A 19,485-nucleotide genomic window follows, 5' to 3' on the forward strand; every position below is an offset into this window, starting at 1 on the left:
TCACAAAAATAGAAATATATAATCCATTTCAAAGTTAATCAGTATGAGTTTTTTCGATATCATTTTAGGCGCACTTTTAGCCTTGAGTTTATACAAAGGCATCAAAAACGGTCTTTTTGTAGAAGTAGCTTCTTTTATTTCTTTACTGTTAGGAATTTATATAGCTATTAAATTCTCTTCTTTTATAAAAAACATCATCGTAAAATATGTTTCGTGGAATCCCAACACAGTACAGGTTACCGCTTTTATTCTGACTTTTATTTTAGTGGTAATTGGCGTTTATTTCTTAGCGAAAATTTTAACGGGAATAGCTGATTTTGCTTATTTAGGATGGATCAACAAATTAGGTGGAGGCTTTTTCAGGGTTTTGAAAATTGTTTTGATTGTAAGTATTTTTATAGCGCTTTTTGAAAAAATTAATTTCAACCACACTTTTGCTAAAAAAGAAACTTTAGACGGTTATATTTTTTATAACCCAATTAAAAAAGTAGCTGCTTTTGTATATCCTTCGATTGAAAAAGGGTATGAAAGACTGAAAAAAGCGAATGCTGAGGAATCATCCAAAAAAGAATAACTCACTATAAATAACTTTAGTGTTTTCTTTATTAAGCCTGATTAGGTGCCTGAGGAAATAAATTTTTCAGAATAATCAGCATCATCCCGATTACATTTATAGATGAAGTGGTCAATAAAGTAATCAGCACATTCTCTGAAAGGTTCAGCTCCAGATTGTGATTGAAATACAAAATTGAGACTACAGCCGCCAGCCAAAGGAAAATGATAAAAGAGAAAATATAAGTAAGATATCTTCGCAGGATCGTGTCTTCTATAAACCTCCCTACTTTCGCATTTCCCAGCCTGTCTTCCAGGATCTGATTTTGTATACGGGCATTATCGATATCTACAGCACTAACTGGTGCACTATTTTCAATAGAAATCTGGCTTAAATTGAGTAACGACATCTTAGTTAGAAATTGGTTTTAACTTTTTATAATGCTCAAAAATGTCGTCATCAGAAATCACAGCATTCAAATCCTTTCGATATACTTTTTGCCATGGCGTTCCATCAATATGCGTTAAGGCACTTAAATATACTCCGTCAAACCTTCCGTATACCTCCCAAATCTTATCTAAAAACTGTTCATCTTCATTTGATATTCTTTCATTTTTGGTAGTATTCGGAATTTTTTCAGTGATTTTTTCTTTCTTATACTGCTTTATGCTGTAATACAAAGAAGGAAAAACAGGGCCGAAATCCCAGGCAATCGGGTTTTCATCAATAAGCTTTTGTTGTTTGTCTGTCAGCGCCAGATACCAGCCATATGCAATATAAGTTAGCTTGATAATTTTCATAGGGGTAAGATCTCCGTTTTTGGAATACTTCTCTATGAAATAATTAGCCACTGTTGTTGGATTGTAAGCCATAATTATAAAATATATTTATCAAAGTTAATTAAAATAACTTTGGAACGAAAATTTAACAACTTATTACAATGTGCATCAGCCTTTTTGCTTTGTAAATTAAAGAAAACCCGACAAATTTTAAATCTATCGGGTTTAATATTTTTTTACCTATAATTGAATTATCTTCTTATCTCCTTTTTTCAGATTGATTTCTCGCTTATTTTCTCCATAAATCAAGGTTGTTTTACCTCCTTTTTCAGAAGAAATAATTAGTTTGTCAAGTTTTTTATTTTTCCAACTCATTTCAATCTCAAAACCGCCTCTTGCACAAAGTCCTTTTACATTTCCGGTTTCCCATGCATCTGGCAAAGCAGGAAGCAATCTGATTTCATTTTCGTCTGACTGAACCAGCATTTCGGCAACAGCAGCAGCCCCTCCAAAATTTCCATCAATTTGAAATGGTGGGTGCGCATCAAACAAATTAGGATAAGTTCCACCACCTCTTCTCGGATTTTGTGTTTTCTTTCCATCAGGATCAACGTAACGAAGTAATTCACGGTACATTTTATAAGCTCTATTTCCGTCCAAAAGTCTTGCCCAAAGATTAATCCTCCAGCCTTTTGACCAGCCTGTGGTTTCATCCCCTTTTATCTCTAAAGTTGTTCTGGCAGCATTGGCTAAGTCAGGTGTTGTTAAAGGCGAAATATGATTCCCAGGAAACAATCCAAATAAATGAGACTGATGACGGTGTTTCGGTTCTTGGTCTTTCCAGTCAAAATACCATTCTTGCAAATTTCCAGCTTTACCAATTTGGTAAGGATATAATTTTGAAAGTGCCTTTTCAAGTTTCGTTCTAAATTCAGCATCCGTATTTAAAATTTTAGAAGCTTCAATTGCATTAGAGAAACACTGTCTAATCATGGCTAAATCTGCACTGCCACCGTACAAAGTAGCACCCACATAACCGTTTGGAGTAATATACATGTTTTCGGGAGAAGTAGATGGAGAAGTAACTAAATAACCATTCTTATCTTCAACTAACCATTCTAAACAAAATTGTGCTGCTCCTCGCATTAAATCATAACCTTCATTTTTAAGGTAATTTAAATCCTGAGAAAACAAATAGTGTTCCCAAATATGAGTACTCAACCAGGCACCGCCCATATTCCAACAAGCCCAGTTAGGATCTCCTCCACCAAAATTTCCAACAGGATTACTCATCGCCCAGATATCAGAATTATGGGCCACCGCCCAGCCATTTACTCCATAAAATGTTTTTGCTGTTATTTTACCAGTTTCAGAAATATTTTTAATAAAACTCAAAAGAGGCCTGTGTAATTCAGAAAGATTTGTATTTTCTGCAAGCCAGTAATTCTCTTCAACATTGATGTTGGTGGTATAATTACTGCTCCAGGGCGGACGCATGTAAGGATTCCAAACACCTTGCAAATTAGCCGGTGCACCCAATGTCCTGGAACTACTTATAAGTAAATATCGTCCGTATTGAAAATACAGAGTCTCTAAATTTTTATCTTCTTCACCATTTGAATAACGCAATAAGCGTTCGTCTGTAGGCAAATTAGGAGCAATTGTCTTTCCTAAATCCAAACTAACTCTTTTGAATAATTTTTGGTAATCTAAAATATGAGCTTTTTTTAATGAAGTATATGATTTAGAAATGGCTTTCGCCATATTTTCAGCTGCAATTGCCTTATCATCCAATCCTTCTGTCCTAGGATTTTTGTCAAAACCATTAAAACTTGTAGCTATAGCAACAAAAATCAAAGCTTCTGTTGCATTTTTTACGCCGATTTTATTATCTGAAGTAATAACAGAACCACCCGTATTTTTAATCTGAACCAAACTTGTAAAACGAGTACCTCTATTTTCATCAAAAAGAATTGGATTACTACTTTCAACATAACTTGGCTCTACATGATACGGCGCATAACCATTAATTTTTAATTGGTTATTACTCGTATCGGTTTTAAATTTCAATAAGCTTTCAAAATCTATTAAAAAATTGAGACTGTTTTTTTTATCAGCTGTTATCTTAATAACCATAATTTGATCAGGGGCAGAAACAAAATATTCACGAGTATATTTTACATTATCAATTTCATAATTTACTTTTGAAACTGCATCATTTATATCTAATTCCCTATAATAATTAGTGGCTTTAGTGCCTTCTGTAAAATGCGAAATATGCATTGTCCCAAGTGGCGAAAAAGACTGAGAATAAGACCCTTCTAATTTTTTATTTAATTCATCCGCTAACTTATAGTCTTCATTCTTCAATGCTGCCCTGATAGCAGGTACATTTTTATAGGCTTCAGGATTCATATTTGCATTTACGGGTTCACCTGACCAAAGCGTGATGTCATTCAGATAAATTTTGTCTGAACTCACTCCGCCAAAAACAGTCGCTCCCATTTTTCCGTTTCCTAAAACTAATGTTTCTTCAAAAAATTCCGCTGGCTGATTATACCATAAAACATGACTAGACTGTGCTGCTGCATTCTGAAAAAAAAGGAAAAATACGCAGCCTGTAATTATTTTTTTAATGAAGTGGAAATTCATTTACAAGGTTTTTTGGTTTGACTTATTCAATATATTATCATATTGTCCATTCACAGAGATTGGATGTGCAATATAATATCTTTTTGCAGCAATTACCCTTCAATCCTACCAGTTCTTGAAAACACAGGTGCTACGTGAGGTTTTTCTTTATTGAAACAATCATTTCATCAGAGTTCATTCCCATTTTTTTGAACGAACTCCAAAACAATACGGATATCCAGACAAGGATTTCAAACGCTTGCCGGATATTGTACCGCTATTTACTCACCTGATATTTTTCATTTACTGTAATCATTTCCCAATTATCGGTTCTGAATGGCGATGCTGGGAATTTTTCTTTGTTGAACAAATTGATATTCGTGTCATCGTCTGCCCAACCGTAATGTACGGCAACTGGATTTTTTACATTTTCGCTTGAAACGATTAGTTTATTGTCTTTGATTATCGCTTTCGCGGAATGAAAAACTTTGTCTCCACCGGCAATTTCGAAACCTTTTAATTCATCGTTATTTGGCGTTGATAATCCGCTGCCGATGTTGTCGAAAGTCAGTATAATTTGATTGCCTTTTATTTCCTGAGATTTATAAGTTGGTCCGCTATGAACTTGTTTTTTACCGTAAATATCGTTCATTGCGATTGCTGCCAAACGCAAACCAATGTCTTGTTTGTTGGTTGGGTGAATGTCTTTTGCATTTCCGATATCAGTCGTAACGGCCATTCCGGTGTTTGGCAATTTTAAAGTTTCAGACTGTGCTTCGCGAAGTTCTGCCCAACGGCTGCCTTTTTGGCTGTTGCCTCCAAATTCGTCGAAGGTTGATAATTGTACAAAATAGAATGGAAAATCGCCTTGTTTGAATTTGCTCCTCCAATCGTTGATCATTAACGGAAATGCTTTTTTGTATTGATTAGCTCTCCAAACATTCGCTTCGCCCTGATACCATAAAACACCCTGAATGGCATACGGAACCAACGGATTTACCATCGCGTTGTATAATAATGACGGATAACTATTTGGCGACAGAGCTGTTTTTACGGCAATCACTTTAAATTTCCATTTTCCGTCAAGCGGAATAATTTTAGTACCGAGAGTGATTTTTAAGTCGGAAGCTTCTCCATAAATTCCGCCACCTCCTCCGGTATCGACAATTCTTACTGCAATTACGTTAGTTCCTTCTCTTAAAATAGTAGTAGGAATGGTATATATTCGTTTAGCATCATAAAGCGTGTTTTTACCAACTTCAATTCCATTTACATAGGTGATATCTTCATCGTCAATTTTTGAGAGACTCAAAACAGCTTTATTTTTAAGATCTTCCGCTGAAAGCGTTATCGTTTTTCTCATCCAGACCACACCGTCTAAATTGCCTAATGGCTGATTTTCCCATAAGCCTGGCGTATTTAATTCACCCCAACTTGAATCATTGAATGTTATTTCCTTAAAAGAACCTTCATTAGCTGCATTTACCGGGCTACCCTGAATTTTTTCTACCCTTTCTTTCATTTTTACGGCATACAACTTTGAAATTGAATCCACGTTCATAACCGGCACACCGGCAATCATTGCTTTAAAATCAGGACTGTTTAAAAATGCTTCACGGCTTGTCCAGGTTTCTACATTGGTTCCGCCCCAGGAAGTATTAATGATTCCGATTGGGATTTTTAATTCTGAATATAATTTTCTGGCGAAATAATATCCAACGGCTGTAAAGTTGCCCACACTCTCTTTGTTGGCAACTTCCCATTTCCCTTGTTTTAAATCGTCTTTTGGTGTACCACTTAAATCTTGTGCAACACCAAAATGGCGAATCATTGGATAATTGGCATCTGCAATTTCTTTTTCAGCATTCATCGTTTTAAAAACCTGAAATTCCATATTCGATTGTCCACTGCAAATCCAGACTTCGCCAACCAAAACATTCTTGATGCTGATTTTATTTTTTCCGATAATGATCAACTCAAATGGTCCCCCGGCTTTTTCTGGACTTAAATTAATTGTCCATTTTCCATTTTTATCGGCTGTTGTTTTTTTAATTTGTTTGTTGAAATGGACTTCGATACTTTCATTTGCATCAGCAAAACCCCAAATCGGAATTTGTTTGTTGCGCTGCAATACCATTCCGTCAGAAAACAGCAAAGGCATTCGCACTTCAGCATTAGCTATAACACTAAATATCAACAAAATAAAAACAATTAACTTTTTCATTTTTCTACTTATTAAATGATTTAAACCACATAAGTGATATAAGTAAATTTAAGCATATGAAAATCAAAAACTAAAAATACCTTATATCACTTATATGGTTTTCAAAAAGATTTTTATAATAATCCTTCTTTTAAAGCGGTTAAAGCTTGTATATCAAAGACAGTATTATTGGTTCTGTTAATGATCCCGAAACCATTATTTCCTAGACTTCCTTCGTCCCAATAAAAAGGTAATAATCCGTTTGCTTTTGCTGTTTTAACTACCGTTTTTAAATAATAAGCTCTGGAGTTCAAATGTAAAGTTAAAGCATCACCAGTTAAAATTGTTCTTCTGATTGCTCCAAATTCTCCCAAAAGAACCGGAATTCCTTTGTCTACAAATTGCGTTTTCATTAATTTGAAGTTCTTTTCTAAATCTGCTTCTTCTCCCCAAGTTGCATTTCTTTCTGTATCGGTTGAAGAGTGAAAACCAGCTCCCCAATAGTAAAACATTTTACCCCAGGTTTCGTCTTTGGTTAAACCTCCAAAATTCCAAGGAGAATAGTAATGTACCTCAACCATCATTCGGCTTGCCACTTTATCGGTTGGCAATGTAGTCATTAATTTGTTTGTTTTTTCGATATCGGTTGTTGGCCCTTGAACTACCAAAGTTCTGTACGCATTTTTTCCTCCTGTCGAACGAACTGCATCAATAAAAGTTTGGTGATAGGAATTTAAAACTGCCATTTGAGCGGCGTCTTCAACCGCTGGTTCGTTGGCGCTTGCAAAAAGTAAATGCTCATCAAAACCTCTCAAGTGCGTTGCAATTTGTTCCCAAAAAGCTTTTTGTTTCGCATTGTTTTCTACTTTTTTGGCTTCGGTAATATTGTTTTCTAACCAGCCGCCGTCCCAGTGAATATTCACCAAAACATACATATCGTTATCTACACAATATTGAATCACTTCTTTAACGCGATTTAACCAATCGGTTTTGATTTTTGCCGTTGCCGCATTTTCTAGGTTTTGATTCCAGGAACACGGAATTCTTACGGCATTAAATCCGTTTGCTTTTACAGCATCAATTAAGGCTTTAGTTACTTTTGGATTTCCCCAAGCGGTTTCGCCTCCTGTTGCTTCTAAAGTGTTTCCGATATTCCAGCCCAATTTAATTTTTGCTGCCAATTGAACGGCTGTACTTGCCATTCCGGTTTGATCTGCTGCAATCGGATTGGTGTTATAACTTGGATATAATCCTGCAACGACAGTACCTCCAGCTTGAGAAACTTGTATTGTTACCGATTTTGATTCGTTAGAACTTAAAGTAAGAACGGCTGTTCTTGCTGTTTTTTCTGCATTTTCTAATGCTGTTATCTTAACGATAATTGTTCCTTTTGTTCCTGCAGACTGACTTACTTTTATCCAGCTCGCTGAACTTGCTAATGACCATGCCGTTGCATCTGAAGTAATTGTAACATCAACAGCATTTTCTTTACTTTCAAAATCAACTTTTGCTGTGCTGGCTGTTAAAGTTTTTACAGTAGTTTCCTGAGAAGTTTCTTTATCCGAACTGCACGCCAAAACTCCTAAAAAGGCAAAACTTAATACTATACTTAGAGTATAATCTTTTAGTGACTTTCTCATCTTATTTGATCGTTACAGCAATTTCTTTTTTAATATCTCTAGAAGAAGTTCCTACTTTAAGGGTATATTTTCCTGGCTCAACAACCCATTTTTTTGAAGTAACATCGTAATATGCTAATTCTTTTACAGGAACTTTAATTGTAACTGTTTCTGAACTTCCTGCTTTAACAGTCGCTTTTTTGAAACCTTTTAGTTCTTTTGCTGCACGTGTAACTTTAGAATCAGATTTTGAAGTATAAACCTGAACGACTTCTTTTCCGTCTGCTTTTCCTGTGTTTTTAACTTCAACAGAAACTTCGATTACGTCGTTTTGTGCGTAGTCTGTTTTGTTTGTTTTTACATTTTCTAAAGCAAAAGTCGTGTATGATAATCCGTAACCGAAAGGATAAAGTGGTGCTACATTTTTAGTATCAAACCAACGGTATCCAATTAAAATTCCTTCGGCGTAATTAACCGCTTTGTCTCCAGGGAAACTGTTTGTGGCGTGTGCAGGAGAATCTTTTAATTGTTTTGGCATTGTCCAGGGTAATTTTCCTGACGGATTTACTTTTCCTAAAATAACATCAGCCAAAGCATTTCCGCCTTCAGAACCGTTGAACCAGCTCCAAATTAAAGCAGAAGATTTCTGGCTTACTTCGTTAATATCAAACGGAGCGCCGGCAATCATAACCACAATTGTTTTTGGATTAACCGCTAATACTTTTTTAATCAATTCTTCTTGTCCGAAAGGCAAGTGTAAATCTCTTCTATCTGAAGCTTCTGTTTCGTAATCACGGTTTGAACCCGCAAAAATGATCGCAACATCTGAGTTTTTAGCTGCTTCTACAGCTTCCTGAACTTTTGCATCGTCTAATTTGTCGATGGTAACAGGCCCGTTAGCAGTAATATTTCCTAAGTTTCCTTTATTTTTCTCGTCGTAACGCTCTAAATATCCTTCGGCATAATTGATTTTTACTGTTGAAGGCAATCTGTTTTTAAGACCTTCAAGTGGCGTAACTTCTCTTTTTGTTTTGACACCAGCTCCAAATCCTCCAAGAGCGTTTTTCTTTGTTGCGTTGTTTCCGATTACCGCAATAGATTTTACTCCGTCTAATTTTAGCGGCAATGCATTATTTTCATTTTTCAATAATACGATTGCTTCAGCAGCAATTTTGTAAGCGTCTTTGTAATGCGCTTCGGTTGCAATGCTTCCTTTTGCACGTGTTCCGCCACCCATTGCTTTAATATGGAATAAACCACGTAAAATACGTTTTACATGAAGATCAATTTCTCTTTCTGAAACTTCTCCCGATTTTACAGCAGCAATTAATTTATCGGCTAAGAAAAATTCGTTGAAAGGTTTTGGTGTTCCCATTTCGATATCCAAACCGCTTTTTAAAGATTTTGCTGTTGAATGCACCGCAGCCCAATCTGAAACTACAATTCCTTTGAATCCCCATTCGTCACGAAGAATTTTGTTCAGCATATAATCATTCTCACATAAATATTCTCCTCTGAATTTATTGTAAGCGCCCATAATACTGTATGCTTTTCCTTCTTTTACCGTTGCTTCAAAAGCCGGAAGGTAAATTTCACGAAGTGTGCGTTCGTCAATCTGAACATCAACAAAATCACGATTCGTTTCCTGATTATTTGCTGCATAATGTTTTACACACGCCATAACATCTTTTTCCTGTAAACCAACTACCAAAGGCACAGCAATTTTTTTATTCAGAAACGGATCTTCCGACATGTATTCGTAAGTTCTTCCTCCAAGAGGTGTTCTTACCATATTGATGGCTGGCGAAAGCAGCATGTCTTTGTCTCTTGCACGTAATTCTTCTCCTAAACTGGTTCCAAAAGTGTGCGCCATTTCTGCATTAAAGGTTGCTGCTAATGCGCCACCAGCTGGATAATATGTTGCAAAATCATTCGTTAAACCAGCCGGAGCCCAGTTATCGAGTGAGATTTCTTCACGAACTCCCAAAGGTCCGTCTGCCATTTTTAATTCCGGAATTCCTAAACGTTTTACACCTGCGTTGGCAAACATGCTGTTTCCGTGAAGCATTCCGATTTTTTCTTCTAAAGTCATCTGCGAAATCAGTTTGTCGATTTCTGCATCGTGGTCTGTCCCTATTTCTTTTCCAACGTATTCTTCGGCCTCCGCCGAATTTGAAGCCGTTGTTTGAGCGTCATTTTTACAAGAAGTAAATAATGCCAAAACAACTGCTGATAACATGATCATTTTGTTTTTCATAGATAGTTAGATGTTTTTAGATTTAAAGATTTTGATTCCTCACACATCATCTGCAAATCCAGTTAATATATTGTTTGTGGTTTTTTGTTTATCGTTTAACCTATCGTTATATTTTTTTTAAACACATAAAATCATAGTTTATTGGAATCTTAAAAAAGGCGTTTCACTTGTTTAAATTCACATAGCTATGTGTTAGAAACTAGTTTCTTTTTGTTTTCTTTTTTTTTAAAAAACAAAAATCTATGTTACTATGTGTTTAATTTTTTAATTTATTGTTTAACTAAATTAAGAAAAACAACGTCGTTTTCATTGATTTTGAATTCTCTGCTAAAAGTTCCTTTTGCATCAATTGTGATTTTTTCTGTTGCAATCGGGTCGGCGTTATTTTTCTTTTTCATGGCATTCACTTGTTCACGCGTTAACTGACTTGGTTTATTCAAAGCCAGATAATCGGCATAAACATCGTTTACTTTGTAACCTACTTTATAGATTTCTAAAGTATATTTCCCTTTCTGCAATCCGTCAACTTCAACTTTAACGATTCCTTTTTCTTTTGATGGAAGATCCTGAACATAATAGGTCTGATTCCAAACTTTTTCGCCTGGATGCGTATTGGTAAAATCCCAAAATAAAAGCTGCACATCTCCTTTTGCGTTTTTGGTTGTCCATGATGTTTTATCTGAATTTTGAAGTTCTGTTTCTCCCAATTTGTTTAAAAACTGATACGAGAAATACGCTGGTTTTTTGATTCCCTGCGTATTCAACAATCCGAAACCGCCGTGAAATGGTGTAAATCTTGGTCCCGGTTCTTCAAAAATATCGGTAAAAACCCAATATGACATTGAAGTCGCTGCATTTCCAACTTGTTTTAATTTCTGCAAAATATAAGCTGCCGAATGATAACTGTCGTGAATTGGATCTGCCGGCGTGTAAGATGAACTCCATTCTGTATAATGCAATTCTAAATTTGGTTTAGCCGAATTGGTGATTTGCTTACGCGAATTAATAACGTCGCCGCTAATACTATTTTCATCTGGACTCAAAACGGTTCCCGAAGTTCCGAATTCATCTAAATATCCTTGATTTACTCCGTACGTATGCGTTGAAACAAAATCCATCGGCACATTGTTCTTGGCACAAAAATCAATAGTTTCTGGAACCCAACCTGCTCCTGCCGTTGCTGGTCCGCCAACTTTATATGCTTTGTTGACCGCTTTTACACCACGCGCCGCATAATCGTATAATTTGAAATATTCTGCCTGAGTTCCTGTCCAGAATCCTGGCGAAAGATTCGGTTCGTTCCAAACTTCAAAATACCATGTTTTTACTTCTTCAACTCCGTATCTTTCTGTAAAATGCTGGGTTAGATTTTTAATTAAATCTTCCCATTTTTTATAATCTTTTGGAGGCGTTACGTTTCCTTTCCACCAAAAAATCGTTTCTGGTCCGCTTGCCAATGCATTCGGCATAAAACCTAATTCAACAAACGGTTTCATTTTCAGACTCAGAATATAATCGAACAAAACGTCAACGTATTGATAATTGTATTCCGGATTTCCTTTTGAATCTTCACGATAAACCGCCATATCATCAGACAATAAACCATGAAAACGAATGTATTTAAAATCGCATTCTTTTTTTGCCAATGCTAATTGCTGCTGCCAGTCGGCGCGAAGACCTTCGTTTGCTCTTCCCGCTCCGATGCATTCTTTAAACATGGTGTTTAACTTTCCGGCCGATTTGTTGTAATCTACTTTTATCGTCCGGGTTTGCCCAAATAAATGGACTGAACTGATTAAAACTGCTGCTATTAAAAGTTTTTTCATCTGGAAATGATTTGTTTTTTGCCACAGATTAAAAGATTTGAAAGGATTCTAATCTGTGATAATCTTATTAATCTGTGGCAAAATATTTATTGTCTAACTACATGTTAGACGCACTGCAGTGCGTCTCTACGATTCACACCCTACGGAAGATAGAAATGATTATAATTTTTTAAATCTAATTGCTGTTCCGCCTGCACCTCCTAAATGCAATTTTAAAGAATCTGTTGCTTTCACTATTTTCTTAGAAATGGCAACGGCTTCCGGATTATGCGTTTCATCTGTTCCTTCTGCATCAGCGTAAATCTGAGCTTCGTATGTTGCATTTGGATCTAAAAAAGACAATGAAACTGTTAAATCCCTGCTTTTTTCATTTGTCATACTTCCTAAATACCAGTCTTCGCTATTTTCATCTTTACGAACGGTTGTCAGGTATTCTCCTATTTCTGCATTTAAAACTTTAGTGTCTTTCCAGTCTGTTGGAACATCTTTTAAAAACTGAAATGCAGGTACATTATAATTTTCAGGTAAATCAGCTAACATTTGAATTGGAGAATAAAAAGCAACATACATTGCCAATTGCTGCGCTGTTGTTCCGTGCACTCTTTTTCCCGGATAACCTTGTTTGATTTCAACATCTAAAACCCCAGGAGTATATTCCATTGGTCCGGATAACATTCTGGTGAAAGGTAAAATCACTACATGATTTGGCGGATTTCCTTCGCTCCAAGCGTTATATTCTTGCCCGCGAGCTGCTTCTCTGGCCAACATATTTGGATATGTTCTACGTTCTCCGGTATCTTTTATTGGTTCGTGATAGAAAACGGCTAAATCATATTCGGCCGCTTTTTGCAAAACGTATCTGAAATAATTCACACCAAATTGTCCGTGGTGCCATTCTTTCATGTTTAATTTTGAACCTACGTGACCAATTTTCACCGTATGAATTCCCAGTTTTTTGTATAAAGCAAAACCGGCATCAATTTGTTTCATGTAATTGATCAGGTTTGAACCTGTTTCATGATAACCAATTAATTCTACCCCTTTTTCTTTTCCATATTCAACCACTTTTTCCAGATCAAAATTATCGGCGCTTTGTGTAAAACTGAACATATGCATACGGTTTTCGTACCAGGCAGGTGTCCAGCCTTTGTTCCAGCCTTCGATCAATAAATGATGTAAACCTTCTTTTGCTGTAAAATCGATATATTCTTTGGCATGTGGCGTTGTAGCTCCTTGTTTTTCGCCTTCCCAAAAAGTATATTTCCCTATATGCATCGCCCACCAAATTCCGAAATATTTATAGGGTTTTACATAAGATGGATTTCCTAATTTGTTTGGCTCATTTAGATTTAAAACCAAATAAGAATCAATTAAATCTCCTGAATTTTCTGCAATTTGAATAGTTCTCCATGATGATGTAAACGTATCTTTTACTCGTACTTTTACTCCATCTGCCCATGGTACTAAATCTGTTTTTAGTTGGGTTCCTTGTGTATTTACCAAAGTTGTACTGGCAAAATCAATTAAGTTTGCTTCATGAAAACTCAATTTCAATCCGCTTTTACTTTCGATTGTTAATGGTGTATGTACGGTATCAAGCGTACTTACCGGAGATTGTTGGTATAAATATTCATAACGATTTTCTTTATACGCCGGAATCCACCATGCTTTTCCGTCTTCTTTTAAATTGAAAGTTGTTTTTTCATCCATGATAAAAATACTGTCTTTCGTTTTTATATTTTGTTTTGGATAAACATATCGAAATGCTACTCCATCATCAAAAGCTCTGAACTGGATTTGCAATTTTCTTTTGTTTCCTGTTTTTTGCTGTAAATCGACTACTAACTGATTGTAATGATTTCTGATGTTTTTCTTTTCTCCCCAAACTTGTTCCCAGGTTTCATCAAAAGTGGAAGTTTTAGCTCCTTTGATTTCGAAATTGGTACTTAAATCTTCATTTCCTTTTAGTAAAAATCCCATATCTGATGGTGAGATCACTTCGGTTTTTCCGTGTGAAACGCCATATTTTGGAGCATTTTTTACTAACTCAAATTTGATTTTATTCTGACCGTTTGGTGAAGCCAGTTCGTAAGCATTTTTTGTTTTCTGACTGTACCCGATCATGATCGAAAGCAGTACGGATGGGAGAATTAGATAGTTTTTCATGTTTTTTGGAATTATGTTTTTTGCCACAGATTAAAATGATTCGAAAGGATTTTTTTCTTTTTTTCTCGCAGATTCTGGAGATTAAGCAGATTTAAATCTTTTTAATTCTTTTAATCTGTGGCTATATTTTTTTGCCACGAATTTCACGAATGATCACGAACTTGAATTAGTGAAAATTAGTGCAATTCGTGGCTAACTTTTTTATTTAACCCACTCCGTTTTGAAAGTGGTTTTTCCGTTTAATGGATTTGTTGTTACGTCAAAATTGTTTCCGTTTTTAGTCACTTTTATTTCTTGTAAAGCGTCTCCATTTGGCAAGTATACTTTCGCGGAAGCGGTAGTTGTTTTATCACTTGCAAAAACTTTCAACGTCAGTTTGCTCCAATCCATATCTTTTGTAGATTGTGCTAAACCGATATGTGGAATTGCAGTTCCGTCTTTCACTAAGACAATAATCGGAATTTCGCCCGCTTTGATTTTATGCCAGCCTGATTGGTACACTTTTTTAGTTTGGTAGTCAATCCACGTTCCTTCTGGAAGATATACATCTCTTTCTTCAACCTCTTCAAAAAGCGGTGCGACCAACATACTTGATCCGAATAAATATTGATTGTCAACTAACCACGCTCCTGGATCGTTTGGATGTTCTACGAATAAAGCGCGCATCATTGGTAAACCTTTTTCTGAACTTTCTTTGGCTTGTGCGTAGATGTATGGCATTAACTCATAACGCATATTATCTGCTTTTCTAAATCCTTCCAAGAAATCTTTGCTGTACAACCAAGGTTCGCGAGGCGGTTCTCCGTGGCTTCTTACGTGCGAAGTCAACATTCCGAATGGTGTCCATCTTCTGTAAATATTCTCAGGAGATTTAGTTGCGAAACCTCCAACATCATGACTCCAAAAACTGAAACCTGAAAGACCTAATGAAAGTCCGCCGCGTAATTCTGCCGACATTGCTCCGTTTGTTGTTTCAGAATCTCCTCCCCAATGCAAAGGATAACGCTGACTTCCTGCCCAAGTACTTCTCGCCCAGATTAAAGTATATCCTTTTTCTTTCTGAGTGATTTCGGCAACGGCTTTGTTGTAACGTAACGGATATAAATTATGCTCATAGAAACCAGTTCTTCCCGAATGGTAAATTCCGTCTGGCGGTGCTGCTTCTCCAAAATCTACTTTGAAAACCGCAACGCCTTCATCAAATAATTTTTTCAATTTTCCTTGGTACCAAGAGATAGTTTCAGGATTTGAGAAATCTAAAACCGCATCTTCGTATGGAAGATTTCCTTTTCTGTCTCTTACTGCAAGATTCTTGTCCATAATTTCTGGAAACAATGTATTTTTTGGTGTGAAATACGGCAATTGCCATAAACAAACCTGAAAACCGTCTTTTTTCAAATCAGACATCATTTTTGTTGCATCCGGGAAACGGGATTTTGCAAACTCGTAATTGTTTCTCCAATCGACATCAAACCAGCCTGTATCAAAATGAATTACGTCTGTTGGGATTTTGTATTTACGCAAATCTCTGGCAACCTCACGCCCTTCTTTTTCTGAGAAATACGTAATACGGCTCATCCAGAAACCAAATGACCAAAGTGGTGGCATTGCAGCTTTTCCAGTCAAATTAGTGTATTGATCTAAAATGTCTTTTGGTTCTCCGATGAAGAAAAACAAATCGGCTTCGTCGTCTCCAATGTACATTTCGTTAGCACTTGAAAAATACTTTCCGAAGTCTACTGTAATGGGTGTTGAATGATGCATGAAAACCCCATAACCACGGCTGCTCATGTAAAACGGAATTGGTTTGTACATCGTTTCATTCTGGATTCCGTTGGCATCATCCGTCCATAAAACTACTTTTTGGCCGCGTTTGTTGAATTGTGTGAATGATTCTCCACAGCCAAATATTTTTTCGTCTGGTTCTAAACTGAACGCAGCGCCCATACTTCTGGAATAATCGCTATTTCTTCGAACGTAAGAAAATGGAAGTGTCGGTGTATACGTATTTTTAAAATCTGTATCGTGAAGCGTACTTGTCAAAAGTTTTCCTTTTTCATCGTAGATTTTTACGTGCCACGGTTTGATCAAAATTTCGACTTTCCCATGTTTGCTTGTATAGCTGTGACCGCCTTCGATTTTAGCATATTTCCATAATTCTGGGTGATTCGGAGCAACGCCGTCAACCAACATTAATGATTCTTTTTGTGGGTGAAACTGTGGTCCGGAAGTGGTTTTGATACGAACTGTTCGATCAGAAACAAACTGAATTTCAAAAGGCAAAACTGGTGATTCTGCGTATTCTGTTGTTGGGAATTCGTTTGCTTTTTCCACATCTGGTTTCATCATCATATTGTTGAAAGCCTGACGTGTTTTGTAGTTGTATCTCAAATATTTAATGGTTCCTTTTCCTGTTGCCGGATCAAAAGAAGCTAATTCATCGGCAAAATAAAAAGTGTTCAGGTAATTCTGAAAATCTTTACTGATGTCGATCGGTGCGTTTAATACGTCTGCATTCTGAATTTGTGCTGATGCGTTTGGAACTGTTAGAAGTCCAAAAGCGCAAATCGAAAACAAGGTTTTTAAATGTGATTTTTTCATTGGTTGTTTTTATTTTTTATTCAACAGCCTTTTTTAAACACATAGAATCATAGCTTTTCTTTGCGTTAAAAAGGCATTTCATTTGTTTAAATTCACATAGCTCTATGTGTTAGAAACTAGTTTCTTTCCATTTTCTTTTTTTAGAAACAAAAATCTATGTTTCTATGTGTTTCATTTTTTTACAACAGCCCGAGCGATAGCGAACAGGCGAAGCAATTGCACAAATTAAAATTCACGGGAATTCGTGTAATTTGTGGTTATATTTTCTTTTTAAAATCTGTTCATTAAATTCTTTTGGAAACCTTGTAGGAACGTGGTATTCTATTCTGCCGTAATTACGATTGTGTCTTGTTTTAGTCCATTCGCTTTAGCGGTCAATTCTAATCTTCCTGATTTATCTCCAGATTGAACAATCACCAAACATTTTCCTGCCAAAGCCGTATGTTTATTTCCTTTAAACGATTCATGACTAACTGGATCTCCGCTGGAAACACCAACTATTTTTCCGTCTCCTTTTAAAGAAAAATTAATTTCGTTATTGGCATTTGGCGCTAAAGTTCCTTTGTCATCTAAAATATCAACTGTTACAAAAGACAAATCATTCCCATCTCCTTTTATTGAAGTTCTGTCGGCAGTTAATTTTAATTGTGAAGGATTTCCGGCTGTTTTAATTTCTTTTTCTAAAACTACTTTTCCGCCTTTACGGGAAATCGCTTTTAAAGTTCCTGCTTGAAAAGGAATTCTCCACATTACATGTAAATCGTCTCCTTTTTTAGCTCTTTTTCCAACTGATTTTCCGTTTACGAAAAGTTCAACCTCATCTGCATTATTGTAATAGGCCCAAACATCAACGGTTTGTCCGGCTTTCCAGTTCCAATGTGGGAAAACGTGAAGGACTGTTTTGTTCGTCCATTCACTTTGGTACATATAATAAACATCTTTCGGGAAACCGGCTAAATCTACAATTCCGAAATAAGAACTTACCGATGGCCATTCGTATGGAGTTGGTTCTCCTATATAATCAAAACCTGTCCAGATATACATTCCTGAAAGGAAATCATATTTTTTTATCACTTTCCAGGTAGCTTCGTGTGTAGATCCCCAAGGTGCCTGAACCTGATCGTAAGCTGAAACCGTATTTCCTGTGTTTCCTCCTGTGAATTTAAGATCCCATCTTACTGGCCATTTTTTGATGGTGTCTGAAATGGCATCGTAATAACCTCTTGTCTGCAAACCTGAAGTGGTTTCAGTTGCTATGAAAGGAGTTTTTGGAAAGTTTTTTTGATGATATTCGAATGTTTGATGCGCATAATTGTATCCGATTAAATCTAAAACTCCCGATCCAGCAAGCGGATTAATCGAAACATTCTTTTTTTCAAATTGTAAAGTCACATCATCAATATTCATATTTACCGGCGGATTCATTCCTGCAGTAATTGGTCTTGTTTTATCGTATTGGCGTGTAATTGCTGCTAATTCTTTTGCGATTTCAATACCCGTTTCGTTCCATTGTTCCGGAATTTCATTTCCGATACTCCACATAAAAATACTAGCGTGATTTCGGTCGCGTAACAATTGATCGATTAAGTCTTGTTTATGCCATTTGTCCCAATCATTTGCGTAATCGTATTTGGTTTTGTTTTGTTTCCACATATCAAAAGCTTCATCCATAACGATGAAACCCATTTTGTCGCAAAGATCCAGAAGTTCCGGAGCGGGAGGATTGTGAGAAGTTCTGATTCCGTTTACACCCATTTCTTTCAGAATTTCCAACTGGCGTTCAATGGCGCGCGTATTGATTGCAGATCCCAACGGACCTAAATCGTGGTGCATACAAACTCCTTTTATTTTGACTTGTTTTCCATTTAAAATAAAACCTTTATTCAAATCGAATTTAAAATCTCTGATTCCGAAAGTCGTTTTGTATTGATCAACAACTTCATCATCGAGTAAAAGTTCTGTAACGGCAGTATATAATTCCGGATTTTCAACTGACCATAAAACCGGATTTTCAATTTGCATCTGCGTATTGTATAATGTTCCGCTTTTTGGAGTAAGTGTTATATATTGAGTAGCTGATGTTACTTCAGTATCATCTTTATAAATGGTAGTGAGTACTTTTATTTTTTTTGATTCTGAATGCTCATTCTGAAATCTTATTTCAATATTGACATCAGCATTTTGAACCGTAACTTTTGGAGTTGTTACGTAAGTTCCCCATTGATCAACGTGTAATTTATCTGTGGTTTCCAGCCAGACATTTCTGAAAATTCCTGAACCCGAATACCAGCGTGAATTGGGTTGTTTTGAATTGTCAACTTTAACAATTATTTCGTTGCTTTTATCTCCGTAATTTAGGTAAGGAGTAATCTCATATTGAAAACCAATATAACCGTTGGGACGTTTTCCTAAATAATGTCCGTTTACCCAAACCTCGCTGTTTCTGTAAACACCATCAAAAGTGATCGAAGTTATTTTTGTGCTGTCTTCTACAGCCACTTTGAATGTTTTTTTGTACCAGCCTAAACCTCCGTTAAGCGATCCGCCACCATATCCTGCCGGACTTTTTTCATCAAATTTTCCCTCGATGCTCCAATCATGAGGAACGTCTAAAGTTCTCCATTTTGTTGAAGTTCCGATAGTATCTTTATCTACAAGACTGTCATTAAGGTGAAAACTCCAATCTAAATTAAAAGAAACTTTACGGTTATTAAATTTTTGATCACCTGAGGTTTTACAACCTGCTATTAAAAGCAAGGCAACAAAAAGTAATCCGATTTTTTTTGATGAAATAAGCTGAATCATAGCATTTAAATTTAATAACCAAAGAGCAGTCTTTTAAAACTGCTC

11 protein-coding genes are annotated in these 19,485 nt (G+C 36.1%); 1 reads left to right on the forward strand and 10 read right to left on the reverse strand.

Going from position 1 to position 19,485, the window contains the following annotated elements:
- Positions 1–43 precede the first annotated feature (43 nt).
- On the forward strand, positions 44–574 hold the full coding sequence (locus tag OZP09_RS11390; RefSeq protein WP_269233792.1) for a CvpA family protein: 531 nt from the start codon (positions 44–46) through the stop codon (positions 572–574).
- A gap of 31 nt (positions 575–605) precedes the next feature.
- Here the strand turns inward: OZP09_RS11390 and OZP09_RS11395 are convergent, their stop codons facing one another.
- From OZP09_RS11395 to OZP09_RS11440, 10 genes are all read right to left on the reverse strand, one after another.
- Positions 606–962: a hypothetical protein gene (locus OZP09_RS11395; protein ID WP_269233794.1), complete on the reverse strand. Its 357-nt coding sequence runs from the start codon at positions 960–962 to the stop codon at positions 606–608.
- Position 963: 1 nt separating this feature from the next.
- Positions 964–1,425 (reverse strand): Panacea domain-containing protein, encoded by a 462-nt coding sequence (locus tag OZP09_RS11400; RefSeq protein WP_269233795.1) that lies wholly within the window; start codon positions 1,423–1,425, stop codon positions 964–966.
- A gap of 147 nt (positions 1,426–1,572) precedes the next feature.
- Positions 1,573–3,984, reverse strand: coding sequence for a glycoside hydrolase family 95 protein (locus tag OZP09_RS11405; RefSeq protein WP_281309408.1), 2,412 nt, complete (start codon positions 3,982–3,984; stop codon positions 1,573–1,575).
- 256 nt (positions 3,985–4,240) lie between these two features.
- Positions 4,241–6,187: a sialate O-acetylesterase gene (locus tag OZP09_RS11410; RefSeq protein ID WP_281309409.1), complete on the reverse strand. Its 1,947-nt coding sequence runs from the start codon at positions 6,185–6,187 to the stop codon at positions 4,241–4,243.
- 113 nt (positions 6,188–6,300) lie between these two features.
- The gene (locus OZP09_RS11415) at positions 6,301–7,806 is read right to left on the reverse strand and encodes a cellulase family glycosylhydrolase (RefSeq protein WP_269233802.1); all 1,506 of its coding nucleotides are present in this window, start codon (positions 7,804–7,806) and stop codon (positions 6,301–6,303) included.
- A gap of 1 nt (position 7,807) precedes the next feature.
- Positions 7,808–10,042: a glycoside hydrolase family 3 C-terminal domain-containing protein gene (locus OZP09_RS11420; protein WP_269233803.1), complete on the reverse strand. Its 2,235-nt coding sequence runs from the start codon at positions 10,040–10,042 to the stop codon at positions 7,808–7,810.
- Between the two features lie 269 nt (positions 10,043–10,311).
- Positions 10,312–11,868 carry a GH39 family glycosyl hydrolase gene (locus OZP09_RS11425; protein WP_269233804.1) on the reverse strand — a complete coding sequence of 519 codons (1,557 nt, stop codon included), beginning with the start codon at positions 11,866–11,868 and terminating at the stop codon, positions 10,312–10,314.
- A 159-nt stretch (positions 11,869–12,027) separates the two neighbouring features.
- Positions 12,028–14,034: a glycoside hydrolase family 97 protein gene (locus OZP09_RS11430; RefSeq protein WP_281309410.1), complete on the reverse strand. Its 2,007-nt coding sequence runs from the start codon at positions 14,032–14,034 to the stop codon at positions 12,028–12,030.
- 201 nt (positions 14,035–14,235) lie between these two features.
- The gene (locus OZP09_RS11435) at positions 14,236–16,635 is read right to left on the reverse strand and encodes a glycoside hydrolase family 31 protein (RefSeq protein WP_281309411.1); all 2,400 of its coding nucleotides are present in this window, start codon (positions 16,633–16,635) and stop codon (positions 14,236–14,238) included.
- A gap of 321 nt (positions 16,636–16,956) precedes the next feature.
- Positions 16,957–19,440, reverse strand: coding sequence for a glycoside hydrolase family 2 TIM barrel-domain containing protein (locus OZP09_RS11440; RefSeq protein ID WP_281309412.1), 2,484 nt, complete (start codon positions 19,438–19,440; stop codon positions 16,957–16,959).
- Between the last annotated feature and the right edge of the window lie 45 nt (positions 19,441–19,485).

This window comes from Flavobacterium flavigenum (genome assembly GCF_027111255.2).
Taxonomy (GTDB): Bacteria; Bacteroidota; Bacteroidia; order Flavobacteriales; family Flavobacteriaceae; genus Flavobacterium; species Flavobacterium flavigenum.

Coding starts and splice junctions, on each gene's coding strand:
- OZP09_RS11390 (WP_269233792.1), top strand. CDS start 44: ATGAGTTTTTTCGATATCATTTTAGGCGCACTTTTAGCCTTGAGTTTA.
- OZP09_RS11395 (WP_269233794.1), bottom strand. CDS start 962: ATGTCGTTACTCAATTTAAGCCAGATTTCTATTGAAAATAGTGCACCA.
- OZP09_RS11400 (WP_269233795.1), bottom strand. CDS start 1,425: ATGGCTTACAATCCAACAACAGTGGCTAATTATTTCATAGAGAAGTAT.
- OZP09_RS11405 (WP_281309408.1), bottom strand. CDS start 3,984: ATGAATTTCCACTTCATTAAAAAAATAATTACAGGCTGCGTATTTTTC.
- OZP09_RS11410 (WP_281309409.1), bottom strand. CDS start 6,187: ATGAAAAAGTTAATTGTTTTTATTTTGTTGATATTTAGTGTTATAGCT.
- OZP09_RS11415 (WP_269233802.1), bottom strand. CDS start 7,806: ATGAGAAAGTCACTAAAAGATTATACTCTAAGTATAGTATTAAGTTTT.
- OZP09_RS11420 (WP_269233803.1), bottom strand. CDS start 10,042: ATGAAAAACAAAATGATCATGTTATCAGCAGTTGTTTTGGCATTATTT.
- OZP09_RS11425 (WP_269233804.1), bottom strand. CDS start 11,868: ATGAAAAAACTTTTAATAGCAGCAGTTTTAATCAGTTCAGTCCATTTA.
- OZP09_RS11430 (WP_281309410.1), bottom strand. CDS start 14,034: ATGAAAAACTATCTAATTCTCCCATCCGTACTGCTTTCGATCATGATC.
- OZP09_RS11435 (WP_281309411.1), bottom strand. CDS start 16,635: ATGAAAAAATCACATTTAAAAACCTTGTTTTCGATTTGCGCTTTTGGA.
- OZP09_RS11440 (WP_281309412.1), bottom strand. CDS start 19,440: ATGATTCAGCTTATTTCATCAAAAAAAATCGGATTACTTTTTGTTGCC.